Source organism: Rhodospirillales bacterium, from assembly GCA_016699855.1.
GTDB lineage: Bacteria > Pseudomonadota > Alphaproteobacteria > Reyranellales > Reyranellaceae.
The window spans coordinates 4535282-4554230 of record CP064988.1 but is presented as its reverse complement, the minus strand read 5'-3'; the positions used below and the strand labels follow the sequence as shown (position 1 = coordinate 4554230).

At 70.0% G+C, this 18949-nt stretch carries 21 protein-coding genes and 2 pseudogenes; 6 read left to right on the top strand and 17 right to left on the bottom strand.

Annotation, left to right across the window (positions count from 1 at the left end):
- Window positions 1-2: 2 nt before the first annotated feature.
- The 3 genes from IPK81_21555 to IPK81_21545 all read left to right on the top strand — a co-directional run bounded on the left by IPK81_21555 (window position 3) and on the right by IPK81_21545 (window position 2194).
- Complete coding sequence (locus tag IPK81_21555) at window positions 3-413, top strand: MmcQ/YjbR family DNA-binding protein (GenBank protein ID QQS12073.1); 411 nt, start codon at window positions 3-5, stop codon at window positions 411-413.
- 272 nt (window positions 414-685) lie between these two features.
- Window positions 686-1267 (top strand): malonic semialdehyde reductase, encoded by a 582-nt coding sequence (locus tag IPK81_21550; protein QQS12072.1) that lies wholly within the window; start codon window positions 686-688, stop codon window positions 1265-1267.
- Between the two features lie 99 nt (window positions 1268-1366).
- Window positions 1367-2194: an intradiol ring-cleavage dioxygenase gene (locus IPK81_21545; protein QQS12071.1), complete on the top strand. Its 828-nt coding sequence runs from the start codon at window positions 1367-1369 to the stop codon at window positions 2192-2194.
- A gap of 46 nt (window positions 2195-2240) precedes the next feature.
- Here the strand turns inward: IPK81_21545 and IPK81_21540 are convergent, their stop codons facing one another.
- Window positions 2241-2504, bottom strand: a complete 264-nt coding sequence (locus tag IPK81_21540; GenBank protein QQS12070.1) for a hypothetical protein — start codon at window positions 2502-2504, stop codon at window positions 2241-2243.
- 187 nt (window positions 2505-2691) lie between these two features.
- A complete protein-coding gene (locus IPK81_21535) occupies window positions 2692-2895 on the bottom strand; it encodes a hypothetical protein (GenBank protein ID QQS12069.1) in 204 nt (67 codons plus the stop codon).
- Between the two features lie 360 nt (window positions 2896-3255).
- Here IPK81_21535 and IPK81_21530 point away from each other — a divergent pair, with 360 nt between their 5' ends.
- The gene (locus IPK81_21530) at window positions 3256-4986 is read left to right on the top strand and encodes an STAS domain-containing protein (protein ID QQS12068.1); all 1731 of its coding nucleotides are present in this window, start codon (window positions 3256-3258) and stop codon (window positions 4984-4986) included.
- A 43-nt stretch (window positions 4987-5029) separates the two neighbouring features.
- Here the strand turns inward: IPK81_21530 and IPK81_21525 are convergent, their stop codons facing one another.
- The 8 genes from IPK81_21525 to IPK81_21490 all read right to left on the bottom strand — a co-directional run bounded on the left by IPK81_21525 (window position 5030) and on the right by IPK81_21490 (window position 11311).
- On the bottom strand, window positions 5030-5224 hold the full coding sequence (locus IPK81_21525; GenBank protein QQS12067.1) for a hypothetical protein: 195 nt from the start codon (window positions 5222-5224) through the stop codon (window positions 5030-5032).
- Entirely contained in the window at window positions 5199-5798 is a 600-nt protein-coding gene (locus IPK81_21520) for a hypothetical protein (protein QQS12066.1), read from the bottom strand. The genes IPK81_21525 and IPK81_21520 overlap by 26 nt, the downstream gene beginning before the upstream one ends.
- Before the next feature lie 37 nt (window positions 5799-5835).
- Complete coding sequence (locus tag IPK81_21515; protein ID QQS12065.1) at window positions 5836-6543, bottom strand: ABC transporter ATP-binding protein; 708 nt, start codon at window positions 6541-6543, stop codon at window positions 5836-5838.
- Window positions 6536-7288 carry an ABC transporter ATP-binding protein gene (locus tag IPK81_21510; protein ID QQS12064.1) on the bottom strand — a complete coding sequence of 251 codons (753 nt, stop codon included), beginning with the start codon at window positions 7286-7288 and terminating at the stop codon, window positions 6536-6538. Before IPK81_21510 ends, IPK81_21515 begins: the two co-directional genes overlap by 8 nt.
- On the bottom strand, window positions 7285-8214 hold the full coding sequence (locus tag IPK81_21505) for a branched-chain amino acid ABC transporter permease (GenBank protein QQS12063.1): 930 nt from the start codon (window positions 8212-8214) through the stop codon (window positions 7285-7287). Before IPK81_21505 ends, IPK81_21510 begins: the two co-directional genes overlap by 4 nt.
- Before the next feature lies 1 nt (window position 8215).
- Window positions 8216-9094, bottom strand: coding sequence for a branched-chain amino acid ABC transporter permease (locus tag IPK81_21500; GenBank protein ID QQS12062.1), 879 nt, complete (start codon window positions 9092-9094; stop codon window positions 8216-8218).
- Window positions 9095-9196: 102 nt separating this feature from the next.
- Window positions 9197-10375: an ABC transporter substrate-binding protein gene (locus IPK81_21495; GenBank protein ID QQS12061.1), complete on the bottom strand. Its 1179-nt coding sequence runs from the start codon at window positions 10373-10375 to the stop codon at window positions 9197-9199.
- 48 nt (window positions 10376-10423) lie between these two features.
- Window positions 10424-11311 carry an SMP-30/gluconolactonase/LRE family protein gene (locus IPK81_21490; GenBank protein ID QQS12060.1) on the bottom strand — a complete coding sequence of 296 codons (888 nt, stop codon included), beginning with the start codon at window positions 11309-11311 and terminating at the stop codon, window positions 10424-10426.
- Window positions 11312-11509: 198 nt separating this feature from the next.
- Between IPK81_21490 and efp the strand changes: the two are divergent.
- Together efp and IPK81_21480 are read left to right on the top strand one after the other, a co-directional pair.
- Window positions 11510-12081 (top strand): annotated as a pseudogene (gene efp, locus IPK81_21485) (elongation factor P).
- A 223-nt stretch (window positions 12082-12304) separates the two neighbouring features.
- On the top strand, window positions 12305-13090 hold the full coding sequence (locus IPK81_21480) for an inositol monophosphatase (protein ID QQS15210.1): 786 nt from the start codon (window positions 12305-12307) through the stop codon (window positions 13088-13090).
- A gap of 73 nt (window positions 13091-13163) precedes the next feature.
- On the opposite strand, the gene IPK81_21475 is transcribed toward IPK81_21480, so the two are convergent.
- The 7 genes and pseudogenes from IPK81_21475 to IPK81_21445 all read right to left on the bottom strand — a co-directional run bounded on the left by IPK81_21475 (window position 13164) and on the right by IPK81_21445 (window position 18734).
- Window positions 13164-13376 (bottom strand): hypothetical protein, encoded by a 213-nt coding sequence (locus IPK81_21475; GenBank protein ID QQS12059.1) that lies wholly within the window; start codon window positions 13374-13376, stop codon window positions 13164-13166.
- Between the two features lie 8 nt (window positions 13377-13384).
- Window positions 13385-13537 (bottom strand): hypothetical protein, encoded by a 153-nt coding sequence (locus tag IPK81_21470; GenBank protein ID QQS12058.1) that lies wholly within the window; start codon window positions 13535-13537, stop codon window positions 13385-13387.
- Window positions 13527-14018 (bottom strand): DUF2721 domain-containing protein, encoded by a 492-nt coding sequence (locus IPK81_21465; protein ID QQS12057.1) that lies wholly within the window; start codon window positions 14016-14018, stop codon window positions 13527-13529. Before IPK81_21465 ends, IPK81_21470 begins: the two co-directional genes overlap by 11 nt.
- 186 nt (window positions 14019-14204) lie before the next feature.
- A pseudogene (locus IPK81_21460) lies at window positions 14205-14384 on the bottom strand (hypothetical protein).
- Window positions 14385-14392: 8 nt separating this feature from the next.
- Window positions 14393-15172, bottom strand: a complete 780-nt coding sequence (locus IPK81_21455) for a DUF2092 domain-containing protein (GenBank protein ID QQS12056.1) — start codon at window positions 15170-15172, stop codon at window positions 14393-14395.
- Window positions 15173-15404: 232 nt separating this feature from the next.
- Complete coding sequence (locus tag IPK81_21450) at window positions 15405-15890, bottom strand: hypothetical protein (GenBank protein ID QQS15209.1); 486 nt, start codon at window positions 15888-15890, stop codon at window positions 15405-15407.
- A 258-nt stretch (window positions 15891-16148) separates the two neighbouring features.
- On the bottom strand, window positions 16149-18734 hold the full coding sequence (locus IPK81_21445) for an arylsulfatase (protein ID QQS12055.1): 2586 nt from the start codon (window positions 18732-18734) through the stop codon (window positions 16149-16151).
- Window positions 18735-18949: the final 215 nt, after the last annotated feature.

Below are 18949 nucleotides of genomic sequence, written 5' to 3'. Positions count from 1 at the left end.
CCATGACGCCCGCCGCCATCGACGCCTATTGCCGATCCCTCCCCGCCGCCACCCTCGTGGTGCAGTGGGAGGGCGTGTCGGTGTTCAAGGTCGGCGGCCGGATGTTCGCGATGATGCCGCCGGCGCGCGAGCGCCGGGGCGCGCGCGAGCTGTGGTTCAAGTGCGTCGACGCCCACTACGAGGCGATGAGCGCGGCGCCGGGGTTCCGCCCCTGCCCCTATCTGGCGCGCGCCCGCTGGGTGGCGGTGGCCGCGCCCGCGAGGTTGCCGGCGGCGCAGACCAAGGCCTATCTCGCGCGCGCCCACGCCACCATCGTCGCGCGCCTGCCGCGCAAGACCCAGATCGCGCTGGGCTTCACGCCGCCGCCCCGCCCGCCGGCCCGGCGCCGCCGCGTGGTCGAGGACGATCGGTAGCGACCGCGCCCCCCGTCGCCGCAATCCGACCGCACGGCCGTACTCCCGTCATCCCGAGCGCCGCGAGGGATCTTTCCTGCCGCCGCCGCCGTGAAAAGATCCCTCGCGGCGCTCGGGATGACGGTGGCGGCAGGACGATAGACTGGCGGCCGACAGGAACCGCGGCGCGACGCCGCCACCGCGCGTCCCCCGCGGACTCTCCTTCCATTTCGCGGTGGAACCGGCGAACAATGGGCGGTCCGATCCAACCCGCACATGAAAGCTCCGCCGACATGCTCGACGACAAGGCGCTCGATCTGCTCTTCCGCGAGGCCCGCACCCAGAACGGCTGGCTCGACAAGCCGGTCACCGATGACCAGCTGCGCGCCATCTACGAGGTGATGAAGTGGGGCCCGACCTCGGCCAACAGCCAGCCCGCGCGCATCGTCTGGGTGCGCACCAAGGAGGGCAAGGAGCGGCTGCGGCCGGCGCTGAGCGAGGGCAACCTCGCCAAGACCATGGCGGCGCCGGCGACCGCGATCATCGCCACCGACAGCGAGTTCTACGAGCACCTGCCGCGGATGTTCCCGCACAACCCCGACGCCATCAACTGGTTCAAGGGCACGCCCGCCGCGGCGCCGACGGCGTTCCGCAACGGCACGCTACAGGGCGCCTACCTGATGATCGCCGCCCGCGCGCTGGGGCTGGACATCGGCGGCATGAGCGGCTTCGACGCCGCCAAGGTCGACGCCGCGTTCTTCCCCGACGGCCGCTTCAAGACCAACTTCCTGTGCAACGTCGGCTACGGCGATCCGTCGAAGGTGTTCGGCCGCAGCCCGCGCCTGCCGTTCGAGGAGGCGTGCGTGATGGCGTAAGCGCGCGCGGCGCGACGACGACCGGGACGTGCGAATCCACCGGCGGAATCTCGGGCGACGGGGGCGCGAGGCGCGACGAATAGAATCAGGGAGGCCCACATGCGGCGGTTCACCGAGGAGAATCTGATCGAGGCGGTGGTCGGCCGCATGTCGGCCGAGGCCGATCCCCGGCTGCGCGAGGTGATGGCGTCGCTGCTGACGCACATGCACGCCTTCGTCCGCGAGGTCCGGCTGACGCCCGAGGAATGGATGAAGGGCATCCAGTTCCTCACCGAAACCGGCAAATGGTGCGACGACAAGCGGCAGGAGTTCATCCTGCTGTCCGACACCATGGGCGTGTCGATGCTGGTCGACGCCATCGCCAACCCCAGCGCCGGCGGCAGCACCGAGTCGACGGTGCTCGGCCCGTTCTTCCGCGAGAACCCGCCGGAGATCGCCGATGGCGGCGATCTGGCGCCGGGCATGTCGGGCCCGCGGCTCGACGTCGACTGCCGCGTGCTGTCGGAGGACGGCGCGCCGATCGCCGGCGCCCGCATCGATTGCTGGCAGGCCTCGCACGACGGCTTCTACGATTCGCAGATGGGCGACGGCGCGGCGCACAATCTGCGCGGCCGGCTGACCAGCGGGCCGGATGGCCGTTTCCGTTTCCGCACCACCCTGCCCGCCAGCTATCCGATCCCGCACGACGGGCCGGTCGGCGAATTGCTGCGGGCGCTGGGGCGTCATCCGTGGCGGCCGGGCCATCTGCATTTCTGGCTGCACGCGCCGGGCCATCGCGGGGTGGTGACGCACCTGTTCGTGAAGGGCGATCCCTACATCGAGACCGACGTGGTGTTCGGCGTGAAGGAGTCGCTGATCGCCGACTACGCCGACAACGGCGCCGGCCACCGGCTGAGCTACGATTTCAAGCTGCGCAGGGCGGCATGAGCGGCCGGGGCGCGCGCCGGATCGACGCGCTTGCGTCGCCAGCGCCCTATTGCGGCTTCGCCTTCAAGTTCGGCTCGTAACCGCCGCCGGAAGCCGGGGCCTGCGCCGGAGCGTGCGCCGGCGCCTTGCGGCGGATGCTCGAGCCGTCGTCCGAGCCGCCGATGTACGGCTTGCCGTCGGCCACGGGCGCCTTCTGGACGACACCGCCGCGCGCCGGCGCCTGACGCCGCTCGGGTTCGGCGGCGGCCGTCGCGGCGAAGGCCGCGGCCGCCACCGCGGCGCCGACGATCGAGAGCTTGAACCGGGCCATCGACGACCTCGCCCGCTGCATCGGACCGGCGGCCGCATCGCCGCCTCCCGATACACTACGCGCGGGACGTCAACACGATCCCCGTCCGTCCGCTTCGTCGCCGCAATCGCCTGGTGCAATTCAAGAGCCTCGACGGTGGTAGGGGGGATCGTCCGCCTTTGGCCCATAGCGGACGTGGTGAAGCCGCCTACTCGATCACCTCGTCGGCGCGGGCGAGGATCGACGGCGGGATGGCCAGCCCAAGCGACTTCGCGGTCGTGAGATTGATCGTCATCTCGAACTTGGTAGGTTGCTCCACGGGCAGGTCGGCGGGCTTGGCTCCCTTCAGGATGCGGTCCACGTACCCGGCCGCGAGCCGAATCGTTTCCGCCTGCCCCGACCCGTAGGACATCAGACCGCCGGCCTGCGACGTCCGGTCCGGGGGTCCGGGGGTCAGGCCTGCAAAACGGCATTTTTCGTCGCGCCATCGATCGCCAAATCTGCCGTTTTGCAGGCCTGACCCCAAAGCCCGAATCTGCCGTTTTGCAGGCCTGCCCCCCAAAGCCCGCCGGCGTTCCCACCGTCGCCGCCCGCTCGCGGAGGAAGAGCGAAGGGGCGCGCGACATCGGAGCGGCCCGCCGCGTTTGCATCGGCGGCGGCGCGGGGCGTACGATGACGGCGCGGCGCGGCGGGGACGGCAGGCCCGGGCGCGCGGCGGGATGGACGGGATGATCCACGCCACCACCGGACGCGCGACCGCGCGGACCAGACGATGACGGCCGACGCCACCGGCGCGCGATCCGACGCCGGCCCGCGCGCGCCGGCGTGGCAGCAGTTCATCCCCAAGTCCTACACCGTCCTGCGCCAGGGCTACGGCGCGTCGGCGTTCCGCGACGACGTGGTCGCCGGGCTGACCGTCGCCATCGTGGCGCTGCCGCTGGCGATGGCGCTGGCGATCGCCTCGGGCACCACGCCGGACAAGGGACTCATCACGGCGGTGATCGCCGGATTCCTGATCTCGGCGCTGGGCGGCAGCCGGTTCCAGATCGGCGGCCCGACCGGCGCCTTCGTGGTGGTGGTGTTCGACGTCATCCAGCGCCACGGCTACGACGGGCTGGTGCTGGCGACGTTGATGGCCGGGTTGATCCTGATCGTGGTCGGGCTGGCGCGGCTGGGGACGTGGATCAAGTACATCCCCGAGCCGGTGGTGACCGGCTTCACCTCGGGCATCGCCGTCATCATCTTCTCCAGCCAGGTGAAGGACCTGCTCGGCCTGCGGATGGACCAGGTGCCGGCGGAGTTCGTCGAGAAATGGACGGCGTTCTGGCACGCGCGCGGCACCATCGACCTCGTCGCCTGCGCCGTGGCCGGCGCGGCGCTGCTGGTGATCGTGCTGACGCGGCGCCACGCGCCCAAGCTGCCCGGATTCCTGATCGCGGTGGTCGGCGCGTCGCTGGCCGTCTACGTGTTCGATCTGCGGATCGAGACCATCGGCTCGAAGTTCGGCGGCATCCCCAGCTCGCTGCCGGTGCCGGCGCTGCCGGAGGTCACCTTCATCCGCCTGCGCGAGCTGCTGCCCTCGGCGCTGACCATTGCCTTCCTCGCCGGCGTCGAGAGCCTGCTGTCGGCGATGGTGGCCGACGGCATGACGGGACGCCGCCACCGCTCCAACGTCGAGCTGGTGGCGCAGGGGATCGCCAACACCGCCTCGGCGCTGTTCGGCGGCATGCCGGCGACCGGCGCCATCGCCCGCACCGCGACCAACATCCGCTCCGGCGCGCGCTCGCCGGTGGCGGGCATGCTGCACGCCGTGTTCGTGCTGGCCTTCATGCTGGTGGCGGCGCCGCTGGCGTCGTTCGTGCCGCTGGCCAGCCTCGCCGCCGTGCTGGTGGTGGTGGCCTGGAACATGAGCGAGATCGGCAAGTTCAAGCACCAGCTGCGCGCGCCGATGGGCGACCGCGTCGTGCTGGTGCTGACCTTCGCGCTGACCGTGCTGGTCGACCTGACGGTGGCGATCCAGGTCGGCGTGCTGCTGGCCGCCATCCTGTTCATGCACCGCATGGCCGAGGCGGTGGCCGTGCAGCACGGCGCCACCCTGCCGACCGAGGATTTCGACGACATGGCGCCCAGGGCGCCGGGCGACCGCTACACCCAGCGCGACGCGCTGCCGGCCGGCGTCGAGGTGTTCAAGTTCCGGGGGCCGTTGTTCTTCGGCGCCGCCGGACGCCTGACCGACGTGCTGGACCGCGCCGGGCCGGTGCCGAAGGTGTTCATCCTGCGCATGCGCGAGGTGCCGATGATCGACGCCACCGGCGTGGCGGCGCTGGCCGATTTCGTGCGCCGCTGCGCCGCCCGCGGCACGGCGGTGATCGCCACCGGCGCGCGGCCCGAGATCCGCGCCACGCTGGCCCGCATGGGTCTCGACGACGGCCGCACGACGCTGCGCTTCATGGACAGCTACGAGGCGGCGCTGGCCGAGCTGCGACCCAAGGCGGCGGACTGAGCGGCGCGCTCCCGTCGGCCCGGGCGCGGCGAAGGCTGTCGACCTAGCGGGTCGACCGGAGCGGCGGCGCCTTGCCCTTGGCGCGCATGAGACGTTCCACCGCCTCCAGCGCCGCCCGCTTCGCGGGCGTGCGCCGCTCGCCGCTGTTCGGCAGGAAATCGGCCGACGTCAGACCAAGCTCCGCCTTCCGCTTCTCGACGGCGCAGAGGTAGTCATCGAGCTTGATGGTCACGGTCATCGTCGTTCCAACGCTGGAGCGTCTCCAATGACGCTGAATTTACAGTTTCCTCCCGGATGCGTCTATCCAGATAGGCCGCGTCGAGGCCAGGCGCGATCCCCGACGCGATCTGGAAAAGCCGCAGCGCCTGGTTCCGGCGGTCCGTGATCGGTGGGCCTCCGAACGGCCGCGAAAACGCCTGCCCCATCCGGTCCGCGATGAGATCCTCGACACCTATGACGTCGACGGCGAGCCCTCGACCAATCTCGAACCGCCTCACACGCGCGGAGTCCGCGCGCCCGTCCATGAGCCACGGGCTGACGACCTCGACGACGTAGCCAAGCGTCGGATGCACGACCATGCGATCGACGTTGCCCACCTGCCACGTGAACCCCAGCTGGCGAAGCTCGCCGAGAAGCTCGAGCTGGTGGGCGGTGACGAGATCGAAATCCGACGATGCGATCTCGCCTCCCGAGTAGATCTCGGCGGCGGCGCCGCCGACGACCACGGGCGGCTTCAATCCCCGCCGTTCAAGCGCCTCGGCGGCGCGGGCGACAAGGTCGAGCGCGGCGCGGAATCGGTCCGCGTAGGTCATACGTCAGCGCAACGCGCGGCCACCGCCCGCTCCAGCCTCACACCGTCAGGTACTGCTTCACGATGTCCTGGTTGGCGCGCAGGTCGTCGGGGGTGCCGGTGTAGCGGACCTCGCCCTTCTCCAGGATGTAGACGCGGTCGGCCAGCGACATCACGAAGCCGAGGTTCTGCTCGGCCAGCACGATCGAGAGGCCCGTGGCCTTGAGCTGGGCGACGCGCTCGCGCACCAGCTCGACGATCAGCGGGGCGAGCCCCTCCGACGGCTCGTCGAGCAGCAGCAGCTCGGGGTTGCCCATCAGGGTGCGGGCGATGGTCAGCATCTGCTGCTGGCCGCCCGACAGCACGCCGCCCTTGCGGTCGCGGATCTGCGCCAGGTCGGGGAACAGCGCGAACACCTCGGCCTCGCCCCACGCCTGCTTGCCGGGCTGGGCCGGACGGCGCGCGATGTCGAGGTTCTCCCAGACGCTGAGCTCGGGGAAGATGCGGCGGTCCTCGGGCACGAAGCCGATGCCCATGCGGCACAGCGTGTAGGACGGCAGGCCAGCGACGTCGCGGCCCTTCCACACCACGCGGCCCTTCGACGGGGGCGTCAGGCCCATGATCGAGCGCATGGTGGTGGTCTTGCCGACGCCGTTGCGGCCGATCAGCGCCACGCACTCGCCGGCCCGCACCTCGAGCGAGACGCCGAACAGCACCTGGCTGAGGCCGTAGGCGGTGTGGATGCCGTCGAGCTGGAGGTCAGCCATGGGCGTGCTCCCCCAGATAGACGCGTTTGACCTCCGGATCGTCGCGCACCGCGTCGGCGGTGCCCGAGGCGATGATCTCGCCGTGGTGCAGCACCGAGATGCGCTCGGCGATGCCGAACACGACCGACATGTCGTGCTCGGTGAACAACAGGGTGAGCCCGCGCGCCTTGACGATGTCGCGCACCAGCGCGATCGCCTCGGCGGTCTCCTGCGGCGACATGCCGGCGGTCGGCTCGTCGAGCAGCAGCAGGCGGGGCTTCGACGCCAGCGCGATCGCCAGCTCGAGCTGCTTCTGCTTGCCGTAGCTGAGCTCGCCGGCGGTGCCCGCCGCCTCGCCGGACAGCCCGACCAGGTCCAGCAGCTCGGCGGTCTCGGCGCGGTGCAGCGAGCGGCCCGGCCGGAACAGGCTCCAGTGCTGGCCGGCGTGCGCGATCAGCGCCACCTGCACGTTCTCGAACACCGTCATCCGCGGGTAGATGTTGATGCGCTGGAACGAGCGGGCGATGCCCATGCGCACGATGCGCGCCGGCGCGCGGCCGACCAGCTCGACGCCCTCGAACGCCACCGAGCCCTTGTCGGGCCGCAGGTGGCCGGTGATCAGGTTGAAGAACGTGGTCTTGCCGGCGCCGTTGGGGCCGATGATGGCGTGGGTCTCGCCGGCGGCCAGCGACAGGCCGACGTCCCTGGTGGCGACGAAGCCGGCGAACGACTTCCACAGGCCGCCGATCTCGAGCATCGCGGTCATGGCCGGCCCATCCGCGCGCGCAGCCGCGCCGCCAGCCCGACCAGCCCCTCGGGCAGGACCAGCACGACGGTCAGCAGGATCAGGCCCAGCACCGTCGGCCAGTAGGGCGTGTACTGGTTGGTGAGGACCTGCAGCAGATGCAGCACCGTGGCGCCGACCAGCGGGCCGACGAAGGAGTGGATGCCGCCGAGCAGGCACATGATCAGCACCTCGGCCGAGGTGGTCCAGAAGGCGTTCTCGATGTACATGCCGCGGTTGTACATGCCGAACAGCGCGCCCGCGAGACCGGCGAAGGTGCCGGCCACGGTGAACGACGCCCAGCGCATGCGCCGCGTGTCGACGCCGATGAAGCCCGCGCGCACGTCGTTCTCCCGGATCGCCACCAGCGTCATGCCGAAGGCGGAGTGGCAGATGGCGTAGAGCGCCGCGACGCCCGCCGCCACGACCGCGAGGGTGAAGTAGTAGTAGCTGGTCGGGTTGCCGATCAGCGCCGGCACCGAGACGCCGGTGAAGCCGTCGTCGCCGCCGGTGACCGCCTTCCACTTGAAGGCGACGCCCCACACCAGCATCGCGAAGGCCAGCGTCAGCATCGCGAAGTAGATCTGCGTCAGCCGCACGCAGAAGAAGCCGATCACCGCGGCGGCGGCGCCGGACAGGACCACGGCCGCCGGCAGCGCCAGCGGCAGCGGCCATTTCCACGTCGTCAGCAGCACCGCGCAGGCGTAGCCGCCGATCGCGAAATAGGCGGCGTGGCCGAACGAGACGTTGCCGGTGTAGCCGATCAGCACGTTGAGGCTGAGGGCGAACAGCGCGTAGATCAGCACCTGGGTGCCGAGGTCGACGGCGTAGCGGCCGCCGAGCGCCGGCAGCAAGGCCAGGAGCACGAGGATGGCGCCGGCCGCGAGGGAGAGGTTGCGGGACGGCATGTCAGCGGCTCAGCTCGGGGCGGCCGAGCAGGCCCCATGGTCGTATGAGCAGCACCACCAGCATCAGCAGGTAGGGCAGCACGTCCTGCCAGTTGGGGACGAACACGGTGCCGAACTGCACCACGAAGCCGAACGCCAGCGCGCCGAGGAAGCTGCCCCACATGTGGCCGAGCCCGCCGATGATCACGATGATGAAGCACTCGTTGATGATCGTGGCGTCCATGCCGGGCACCAGCGCGATGCGCGGCGCCGCCAGCGCGCCGCCGATCCCGGCCAGCGCCGAGCCGATGGTGAACACAATGGCGTAGACCAGCGGCACGTTGACGCCCAGCGCCGACAGCATCTCGCGGTCCTGGGTGGCGGCGCGCACGATGCGGCCCCAGCGCGTGCGGTCGACCGCCAGCCACATCGCCACCGCCAGCAGCGGCCCGACGACGCACAGGAACACGAGGTACTGCGGTACGACGACGGGGCCGAGCCGCGCGGCGCCGGCCAGCGCCGGCGGGTAGCCGACCGAGTACTGGTCGGTGCCCCAGATCATCTTCGCCGCGTCGCTCATCAGCAGCACGATCGCGAAGGTGAACAGGAGCTGCATGAGGTGCTCCTTGTCGTAGAGCCGCCGCAGCAGGAAGCGCTCGATGAACAGCGCGATGACGGCCAGGCCGAGGCCGGACGCGGCGACGCCGACGATGAACGGCATGCCCCAGCTCTTGGTCACCGTGAACACGATGTAGGCGCCGAACATGTAGAACATGCCGTGCGCGAAGTTGATCACCCGGAGCACGCCGAAGATCAGGTTCAGGCCGGCGGCGATGACGAACATGTTCATCGCCAGCGCCAGTCCGTAGAAGGCGTTGAGCAGGAAGGCGTTGAATGTCATGGACCGTCGCCGGTTCGAGGGACGCGCAGGCCGGGCGCGCGTCCGGTCGCGGACGCGCGGGTCGTGCCCGCGCCGCCGGTGGGGCGGCGCGGGGACGGCGGATCAGTTCTTCGGGACGATGAACTCGACCGGGTTCATGACGCGGTAGGCGACGCCGTCCTTCTTCACCATCGGGCCCCAGAACTGGCCGGTGTTGGCCTGGTGGGTCTTGGGATCGATGGTCTGCGTGCCGACCGGCGTCTTGATCGACAGGCCCTCGAGCGCCTCGGCGATCTTGTCGGGATCGAGCGACTTGGCCTTCTCGATCGCGGCGGCGGCGAACATCACGCCGTTGTAGCCGAGCAGCGCCCACTGCGGCGTCTCGGCGGTGCCGAGCTTCTTGGCCAGCCGCGCCTGGAACGCCTTATGCGACTCGTCGACCGAGTGGTACCAGAGCTCGTAGGCGTTGCCGATGACGTTCTCGGGGTACTCGCCCTTGAGCTCGCCCGCGATCTCGTGCGAGCCGATCTCGCCGCCGGTGATCCACTTGATCTTGTCGAAGAAGCCGAGCGGCGCGGCCTGCTTGACCCACGACACGAAGTGCGGACCCCACAGCCCCGACAGCACGCCGTCGCAGCCCGCCGCCATCACCTGCGGGATGAAGGCGTTGAAGTCGGTGGCGCCGAGCTTGGGCTTGAGCGTCAGCACGACCTTGGCGTTGGGCGCGTGCTTGGGCAGCGCCTTGAGGATGCCGGCCTCGAGGTCGTGGCCGTAGGCGTAGTCGAGCTGCAGGTGGCAGATCTTGGTCAGCTTGTACTTGCCGGCCAGCATCGCCATCGTCTCGCCTTCCTGGTCGGTGTTGGCGGCGATGCGGAAGACGTGCTTGTGCAGCTTGTCGGTCGTCATCTGGATCGTCTTCGGGATCGTCGCGATGTAGACGATCTTCTCCTGCCTGGAGACCTCGGACATGCCCAGCCCGACGGCCGAGCTGAGGCCGCCCAGCACCATGTGGACCTTGTCCTTGGTGATGAGCTCCTTCATCGTCGCCGAGGCGGCCGACGGGTTCATCTTGTCGTCGCGCTCGACCGACACGATCTTGCGCCCGAGGATGCCGCCCCGGGCGTTGAGCTCCTCGATCGCGAGCTGGTGGCCGGCCATCGCCGGCACGCCGTAGATCGCGCCGCCGCCGGTCAGCGGATACATGGCGCCGAGCTTGATGGGCTCCTGCGCCGACGCCGCGCCGGCGAGCAGCGCGCCCGCGGCGACCGCGGCCAGCAGGCCGCGCTTGGTGGTCTCGATCATGCCTTCATTCCTCCCGCTTGATTGTTGATCTCGCCAGACACCGGATCCTCAGTAGGACAGCCTCCCCGCCCGGTTCAGCCGGACGCGGTACAGCGACGTAGACGCGGTGATGTAGAGGCTCCGCAGATCGTCGTCGCCCCAGCAGAAATTCGCGGCCGTCTCCGGTGTGCGGATCACGCCCAGCGGCGTGGCGTCGGGCGCGAAGACGTGCACGCCGCCCGGTCCGCAGCAGAACACCGCGCCGGCCGAGTCGATCTTCATGCCGTCTGGCGCGCCCCTGCCCTCGCCCTTGGGCTCGGCCCACACCGCGCCGCCCGACAGCGCGCCGTCGGTTCCGACGTCGAACACGCGGATATGGCCGCGGTCGGTGTCGTTGACGAAGAGCCGCTTCTCGTCGAGCGAGAAGCACAGGCCGTTGGGCTGGCCGAAATCGTCGGCCAGCAGCGACAGCTTGCCGCCCGGCGCGACGCGGTAGACGCCGCGGAAGCCGAGGACCACGTCGCGCTTCAGACCGAACACGTCCATGCGGCCGTAGGTCGGGTCGGTGAAGTAGATCGCGCCGTCCGATTTGCAGACGATGTCGTTGGGGCTGTTCAGCTCCTTGCCGTCCCAGTGGCTGGCCAGCGTGGTCGAGGAGCCGTCGGCCTCGGTGCGCGTGACCCGGCTGGAGGCGTGCTCGCACACCAGCAGGCGGCCCTGGCGGTCGTAGGTCAGGCCGTTGGACTTGTTGCAGGGCTGGCGGAAGGTCGAGACGCCGTCGGCCGCGCTCCAGCGCCGCAGGTGGTCGCCCGGCATGTCGCTGAACAGCAGGAATTTGCCGGCGGCGTGCCACAACGGACCCTCTGTGAACTTGAAGCCCGTGGCCACGCGCTCGCAGGCGGCGTCCGCCGCCACGACCGCGTCCAGCCGCGCATCGCGTCTCTCGATCGACGTCACGTCGGCACCCCTCCCGTTCGCGTACCGCTTTGCTTTTTTTGGACTGTGACGGTGTGCCGCGGCCGACGCAAGGGGGGTGGCCGGCCCCGGTTGCCCCCGCGGGGGGGCTCTGATAGAACCCGGCGCGCTTCCGGGGCGGGTATCCGTCCCCCGGCGCCGCAGCGCCCCTCCCCGCCCGAACAGCCGGACGACATCCACATGGCCAAGGTCCCCGTCAACTCCATCCGCGCCGGCAACGTCATCGAGTACAACGGCCGCCTCTACGCCGCGATGAAGGTCCAGCACGTCAATCCGGGCAAGGGCGGCGCCTTCGTGAACCTCGAGGCGCGCGCGCTGAAGGAGGGCAACAAGCTCCAGGAGCGGTTCCGCTCGGGCGAGACGGTGGAGCTGGTGCGCATCGACGCGCACGACTGCACCTACCTGTACAAGGACGCCGACGGCTTCCACTTCATGAACAAGGAGAACTACGAGCAGTTCACCATGCAGGCGGAGGAGATCGGCGTCGAGCGCGCGCGTTCCTCCAGGACGGCATGGAGGTGGTCGTGTCGATGTTCGAGACCACGCCGGTCGGCATCGAGATCCCGAAATCGGTGACGCTCGCCATCGTCGAGGCCGACGCGGTGGTCAAGGGCCAGACCGCCTCATCGTCGTACAAGCCGGCGATGCTCGAGAACGGCGTGCGCATCCTGGTGCCGCCGCATGTCGCCAGCGGCACCCGCGTGGTGGTCAACACCGAGACCGGCGAGTACGTCGAGCGCGCCAAGGACTAGACCCGCCGCGCCGGTCGTCGCGCCGCGACCGGGCCGGCGCGCCCCGGGATTTTCGAAAGCGACCGACGCCATGCCCAAGCCCCCCTTCCGCGGACCCGACGGCCGCTACGGCGACCACAGCAAGGAGCGCCCCGTGGCGCGCATCGGCCGCGCCCCGACCGGGCCGATCCGCGAGCGCTCGGTGCCGGTGTCGCGTCGCAGCGAGGCGCCGAAATCGCCGACCATGACCGTGATGGCGCGCGCCGCCTTCGCGGCGGCGAAGGGCCTGAAGCGCGACTTCGGCGAGGTCGAGCATCTGCAGTTCACCGAGAAGAGCGCCGGCGATTTCGTCAGCAAGGCCGACATCATGGCCCAGAGGGTGATCCGCGAGCACCTCATGGGCATGCGGCCGGACTACGGCTTCCTCGGCGAGGAGGGCGCCAACACGCCGGGCGACGGCCGCAACCGCTGGATCGTCGATCCGCTCGACGGCACCACGAACTTCATGCACGGCGTGCCGCATTTCGCCGTCTCGATCGCGCTGGAGCGCGAGGGCGAGGTCGTCGCCGGCCTGATCCTCAACCCCGCGACCGACGACCTGTTCTGGGCCGAGAAGGGCGCCGGCGCCTTCCTCGAGACGCCGAGCACGCTGCGTTCGCGCCGCCTGCGCGTCGCGGGCCGCAAATCCACCACCAGCCTGCTGCTGGCCACCGGCATCCCCTTCGCCGCGCGCGGCGAGCACGAGGAGTTCCTGGCCACGCTGCGCCGCGCGATGAAGTCGACCTCGGGCGTGCGCCGCTTCGGCGCCGCCGCGCTCGACCTCGCCTGGGTCGCGACGGGCCGCTTCGACGGCTTCTGGGAGTTCGGCCTGTCGCCGTGGGACGTGGCGGCCGGCGTGCTGCTGGTGCGCGAGGCCGGCGGCGTCGTCACCGACCTCGAGGGCGCGCCCTACGCGCTGGGCGGCCCCTCGATCCTCGCCACCAACCTCGCCCTGCGCGACACGCTGACGGGACTGCTGACGCGCGACTGAGGCGGCGTTCGCGCGGCCTCGCGGCGCCGCGCCACCGTCGTGGCCGGCGCGACGCGGGACCGCGCGCGTCCGGCTAGCAGTGGTAGACGCCCACCGCGCAGCGCCGCACCGAGCGGCGCGCGACGCCGGCGACGCTGACCGGCGTCGCCGGGCGGCCGACCACCGCCTCGGCGGCGGTGACGACGCCGCGCACGCCCGGCACCGAGAACCGCTCGCCGAATTCCAGCGCGAACAGCGCGACGACGCCGACCGCCGCGAGCGCGGCCATTCTCTTCGACACGGTCATAGGACACCTCATTTCGAGAAATGCGCCGGCAGGTCGCCGGCGCCCGGCAGAACCTCGATCGACCGCGACGCGCCCGTCACCGCCACGCGGCGGCTGCGGCAGGCCGCGATCGGCGACGGGCACGGCGCCGCCACATCCGGGATCGAGAACCTAGCGGTCAATTTCCGATCCTCTTGAGCCCGACGACGATGGCGGGAAGCTCAGGATGCGGATTTGCGATTCCTTCAGCTCGTTGCGCGCGTGCCACGCTTCCTGGGCAAACCGAAACAGCGCGCTCCCGAGGAGCAGCGTAGCGAAGATGAAGAGAAGCGCCGCGCCGTAGGCATGGACCAGCCCGAAGAACTGGCTTGCGAAAAGGACCGCGAGCAACAACGTCGCGCATATCCCGCTCGCCAGCGACAACACTATCCCGTCCGCGAGCAGGTGCGCTCGACGCGCGAGCGGCACAAGTCTCGCGCGGGCGCGATCCGCACCGGGCTTGCCTTCTTCGAGCGCCATGGTCGCCTTGATGCCGTCGTTGACGATGGCCAGCCGCGCCGTCATCAGGGACACGAAGGCGGCGACAGAGCCAAGAAAGAACGCCGGCGCGATCGCGTTCGAGAAGATTTGAGCGAGTTTGGCGAGGTCCGGGAGGAACTCCATGCTTTGCTTCTCCGATGAACCCCGGGTTCCGCCTTTCCCGAACGTGGCGACTCACCGTCTACCGGGGTGGTTGACAGGGCCGCCAAGATTCGCCGGGCCGCCAACGCCGGGAGTGACGCCCACGCCGGGGGCGCCGACACCCACCCCAGGGGCGACGCCGACGCCAGGCGCGCCAACACCGGGCGTTACCGAGCGCCGCGCGACGCCGGCGACGCTGACCGGCGTCGCCGGGCGGCCGACCACCGCCTCGGCGGCGGTGACGACGCCGCGCACGCCCGGCACCGAGAACCGCTCGCCGAGCTCGAGCGCGAACAGCGCGACGACGCCGACCGCCGCGAGCGCGGCCATCTTCTTCGGCACGGTCATGGGGCGCCTCACTTCGAGAAATGCGCCGGCAGATCGCTGGCGCCCGGCAGATCCTTGAACGCGACCTCGCGGGATCCGGCCGGCGGCTTGAAGCCGAAATCGGACGCCGGCACGTCGCTTCCGGCCTTCCAGTCCCTGACCTGGACGCTGTACTGCGGCCCGCCCGCGACCTGTTTGGACGTGATGACGTACTTGCACGGATACGGACGGGGGCCGTGCGCGATCCAGATCTGCCAGTCGACCTCCTTGGCGCGGAACGCCAGATGGTCGCATTCGACACCGCCGACCACGCCGCTGCCGAGGTCCTTGACGTCGACCACGTCGGCCATCAGCAGGGCGTAGGGATCCGGCAGCAGGAGATCCGCGGCGGGCAGCAACATGCCGTACTTGTCGCGCAGCACGTCAATGAGCCGGTCGACCGAGCCCGGCTCGTCGACCCGGGCGTAGACGTTGCCGGTCTTGGCGAGCAGCGTCGCGGTCTTGCCGTCGAACACCAGTTCGATATCGGCGAAGCCGGCCGCGCGCGTGGCGCGGAGCTTGTCCGGACGGGCGAGCGCGAGCGTTCCGGAGCTGGCCAGCGTCAACCGCTGCCCGTCCTTGGTCACCACCTCGAGGTCGGCGTCGTACGAGAACGCCATCGTCTTCTGCGCCGCCAGGTAGACCGACATCGCCTTCAGGAGCTTGCGCGCGTCGGCCTCGTCGGCGCTCGCGGCCCACGGCGTCGCCAAAGCGACCACCAAGGCGAGCGACGCGGCCGCCAGCCCTCTCCAGCTTCGCTTCGCGATCATCATCATACGCCTCCCAAAATCGTGACCACCATGCATGCACCGCGCGCCCGCGCGCGACCAACGCCGCGCGCCGGGCGTCCCCGAGAGCCCCAAGTCGGCGTGATCGCCGGGCGCTCACCTGGATTTTGCCGGCGCGCCCACCGGCGGCTTGCGGTGTTCCGGCCGGCGCCCGACGGCGTTCCCGGCGAGGCGCGAAATCTCGAGATGAGGCCGGGATCCGCGCCGGCGACGTCTACCGATAGATCACGGCGCGCCGGTAGGTGCGCCGGGCCACGCCGGCGTACGACAGCGGCGTCAACGGCATGCCGATCACGTCGATAAACAGCGACACGTGCGCGCCCTTGGCCGGCATGTCGCCCTGCAGGATCTTGACCGTGTAGCTCAGGTTGTCGCCGGCCAGGACCGGGTTCGTCAGCGTGACCACGACCTGCACCAGCTTCTCGCCCTCGAGGATCGAGAGGTCGGCGTTGGGCGGATCCTTCAGGAAGCTGTCCTTGCCCTGGCTCCAGAACGGCACGAAGGCGGAGGTCCTCATGTGGCCGGCGACGCGCTCGGGCCGGTCGGTGAACATGATCGTGGTCGAGGCGACACCGGTCAGCGTCAGCTTCGAGGTCGCCTTGTCGAAGGTCATGCCGCCGGCGGTCTGCACGAACAGGAAGTCGGCCTCCTTGGCCGCCGCCTGCGCCAGCGCCTCGCCGGCCAGTCCGGCGGCCGCCACGCCGAGCGCCGACGCCGCGACGAAGCGCCGCCGCGTGCCGGCGCGACGGGCGCCCTGTTCCTCCGACCCGTTCAGGTCGTCCCTCTTGTCGCGCATCGTCTGGTCTCTCCTTCTGGCGCCGGCGCAACCGGCGGGATGGTCTGTCGTCTGGTCACTCGGTCGGCCGCCGGATCCGTCCGGCCGCGCTCCAGTGCCGCGCCCCGCCGGCGGGCGCACGGCGCGCGCGGCGCGGCTACGAAGCCGCGCCGCGCCGCGTGGTCACTTGCCCTTGGCCGGCGTGGCCGCGGGCGCCTTGGCCGGCGCGCCGGCCGGCGGCTTGCCGTCGGCCGCCGCCGCCTGCGCCGCCTCGAGCCGCTTGATGTCCGCCGGCGACAGTTTCGGGCGGTCCACCTTGACCGTCAGCTTGACGAGCTTCGCGGTGAGCGCGAACGGCGGCTTGTAGTCGGCATCGTTCACGCCGGTCAGCGTGTCGGAGCCGACATCGAAGCTCTCGTCCCATTGCAGGATCATCGGCAGGGTCTTCGGCATCGTGATGGTCTGCACCGCCTTGCCGTCGACCTTGAGCGTGCCCGTGCCCGGCCGCCCGAGGCCGCTCATGTCGTTGTACAGGAGCGTGCCCACGCCCAGCCCGTCGTACTTGAAGTCGAACTCCACGACGTGCTTGCCCGGCGCGAGGACGTCCGGCCCTTCCCATTTGATCCGGTTCAGGTCGATCAGGTTCCACAGGAACACAGGCTTGCCCTTGAGGAGGTAGAAGCCGTAGCCCGCGAACCGCCCGCCCGAGGTCAGGATCATGCCCTCGGCGCCGCCCTCCGGCACGTCGATCTCGGCCGTGATCGTGTAGGAGGCGTTGAGCAGCATCGGCGAGTCGCCCTGCGGCAAACCGACCATCGGACGCGTGTAGACGAATTCCGTGCGTCCGGCGGTGATGTTCGGGCGCGGCGCCACGATCCGCGCCGCCACCGAGGCGTCCATCGGGAACACCTGGTATCTGCGCGCCTCAGCGATGAACATCTTCTTCAGCTCCTCGACCTTCTGCGGGTTCTTCGCCGCGATGTTCGTGGTCTGGTTGAAGTCGACGTTCAGGTTGAACAGCTCCAGCTCCTGCTTGTTCAGCGGGTCCGGATTCGCCGCGCCGAAGGCCTGCCACGGCGCGCGGTTGACCTTGGTGCTGAGGAACCAACCGTCGTGGTACAGCGCCCACTGGCCCATCATCTCGAAGTACTGCGTCCGGTGCCGCGACGGCGCCTTGGCGTTCTTCGGATCGAATGTGTAGGCGAAGCTGGTGCCCTCGATCGGCGCCTGCTTGATGCCGTCGACCATCTCCGGCGCGCGCAGGCCGGCCGCCTCGAGGATCGTCGGCAGGACGTCGATGACGTGCACGAACTGCTCGCGCAGACCGCCCTTGTCCTTGATGCGCGCCGGCCACGACACGACCATGTTCTGGTTGACGCCGCCGAGCTGCGAGGCGTTCTGCTTGAACCATGAGAACGGCGTGTCGAAGGCCCACGACCAGCCCGCCGACATGTGGTTGTAGGTCTGCTCGGTGCCCCAGACGTCGTAGAACTTCATCTGCGCTTCGACCGGCATCTCGCTGACGCCGTTGAACCAGGCCACCTCGTTGGGCGTGCCCATCGGGCCGCCCTCGGCGCTCGTGCCGTTGTCGCCGTTGATGTAGATGATCAGCGTGTTCTCGAGCTTGCCGAGCTCCTCGAAGCCCTTGATGACGCGGCCGATCTCGTGGTCGCTGTAGGCGGCGTAGGCGGCGAACACCTCGGCCTGGCGGATGAACAGCTTCTTCTCGTCGGCCGTGAGCTGGTCCCATTCCTTCAGGACATCCTTCGGCCACGGCGGCAGCTTGGCGTCCTTCGGGATCACGCCGAGCCGCTTCTGGTTCTCGAAGATGCGCTCGCGCACCTTGTTCCAACCCTCGTCGAACAGCTTCATCTTGCTGATCTTCTCCACCCACTCCTTGGTCGGATGGTGCGGCGCGTGCGTGGCGCCGGGCGCGTACTTGATGAAGATCGGCTTGTCCGGCTGGATCTGGTGCATCCGGTTCATGTAGTCGAGGGCGTCGTCGGCCATGCCGGTGACCAGGTTCCAGCCCGGCTTGCCCTCGAACGGATAGATCTGCGTCGTGTTGCGGAACAGGTTGGGCTGCCACTGGTTGGCGTCGCCGCCGACGAAGCCGTAGAAATACTCGAAGCCCATGCCGACGGGCCACTGGTCGAACGGCCCGGCCTGGCTGGCCGCGAAGGACGGCGTGTTGTGGTTCTTGCCGAACCACGAGGTGGCGTAGCCGTTGTCGAGCAGGATGCGGCCGACCGTGGCCTTGTCCTTGGCGATGATGCTGTTGTAGCCGGGGTAGCCGGTGGACTGCTCCGAGACCACGCCGAAGCCGGCGGAGTGGTGGTTGCGGCCGGTGATCAGCGCCGCCCGCGTGGGCGAGCACAGCGCGGTCGAGAACATGCGGTTGTAGCGCAGGCCCTCCTGCGCGATGCGGTCCATGCTCGGCGTCGGAACGACGCCGCCGAACGTGCTGGGCACGCCGAAGCCGGAATCGTCGGTGATGATCAGCAGGATGTTGGGCGCGCCTTTCGGCGGCGTGACGCGCGGCGCCCACCACGGCTTCGACTGCAACGCGCCGTCCTTGATCACGCCGCCGAATTTCGGATCGGGCACCGGCAGCTGCCGGCCGTCGATCGTCGTCGTGGCGCCGGGCGAGCCCGGCGCGCCGGTGGTCTGTTGCGCGGCCGCGTGGCCGATCGTCAACGGGAGGGCGAGCACGCCCGCCAGCACGCTTCGGAAAGCCGCTCGACCGGCCGCCGCACGGAACGTGATCATGTACCCCCCTGAACCTCGACAAGCGCTCGACCAGGAGCGCCGGGTCGCGACCGACAACGCGCCAAGATTGGCGACGTCTTCATGTAGAATAGACGCAAGGCTGCGGATATGGCGAATCCAAACGCGGGCGTCGACGAAGACCGCCGCCCGCGGCGTCGGCCGACGCCAGATCCGTCCCCGCGACGATCACCTGCCAGCGCATGGACAGCGGATAC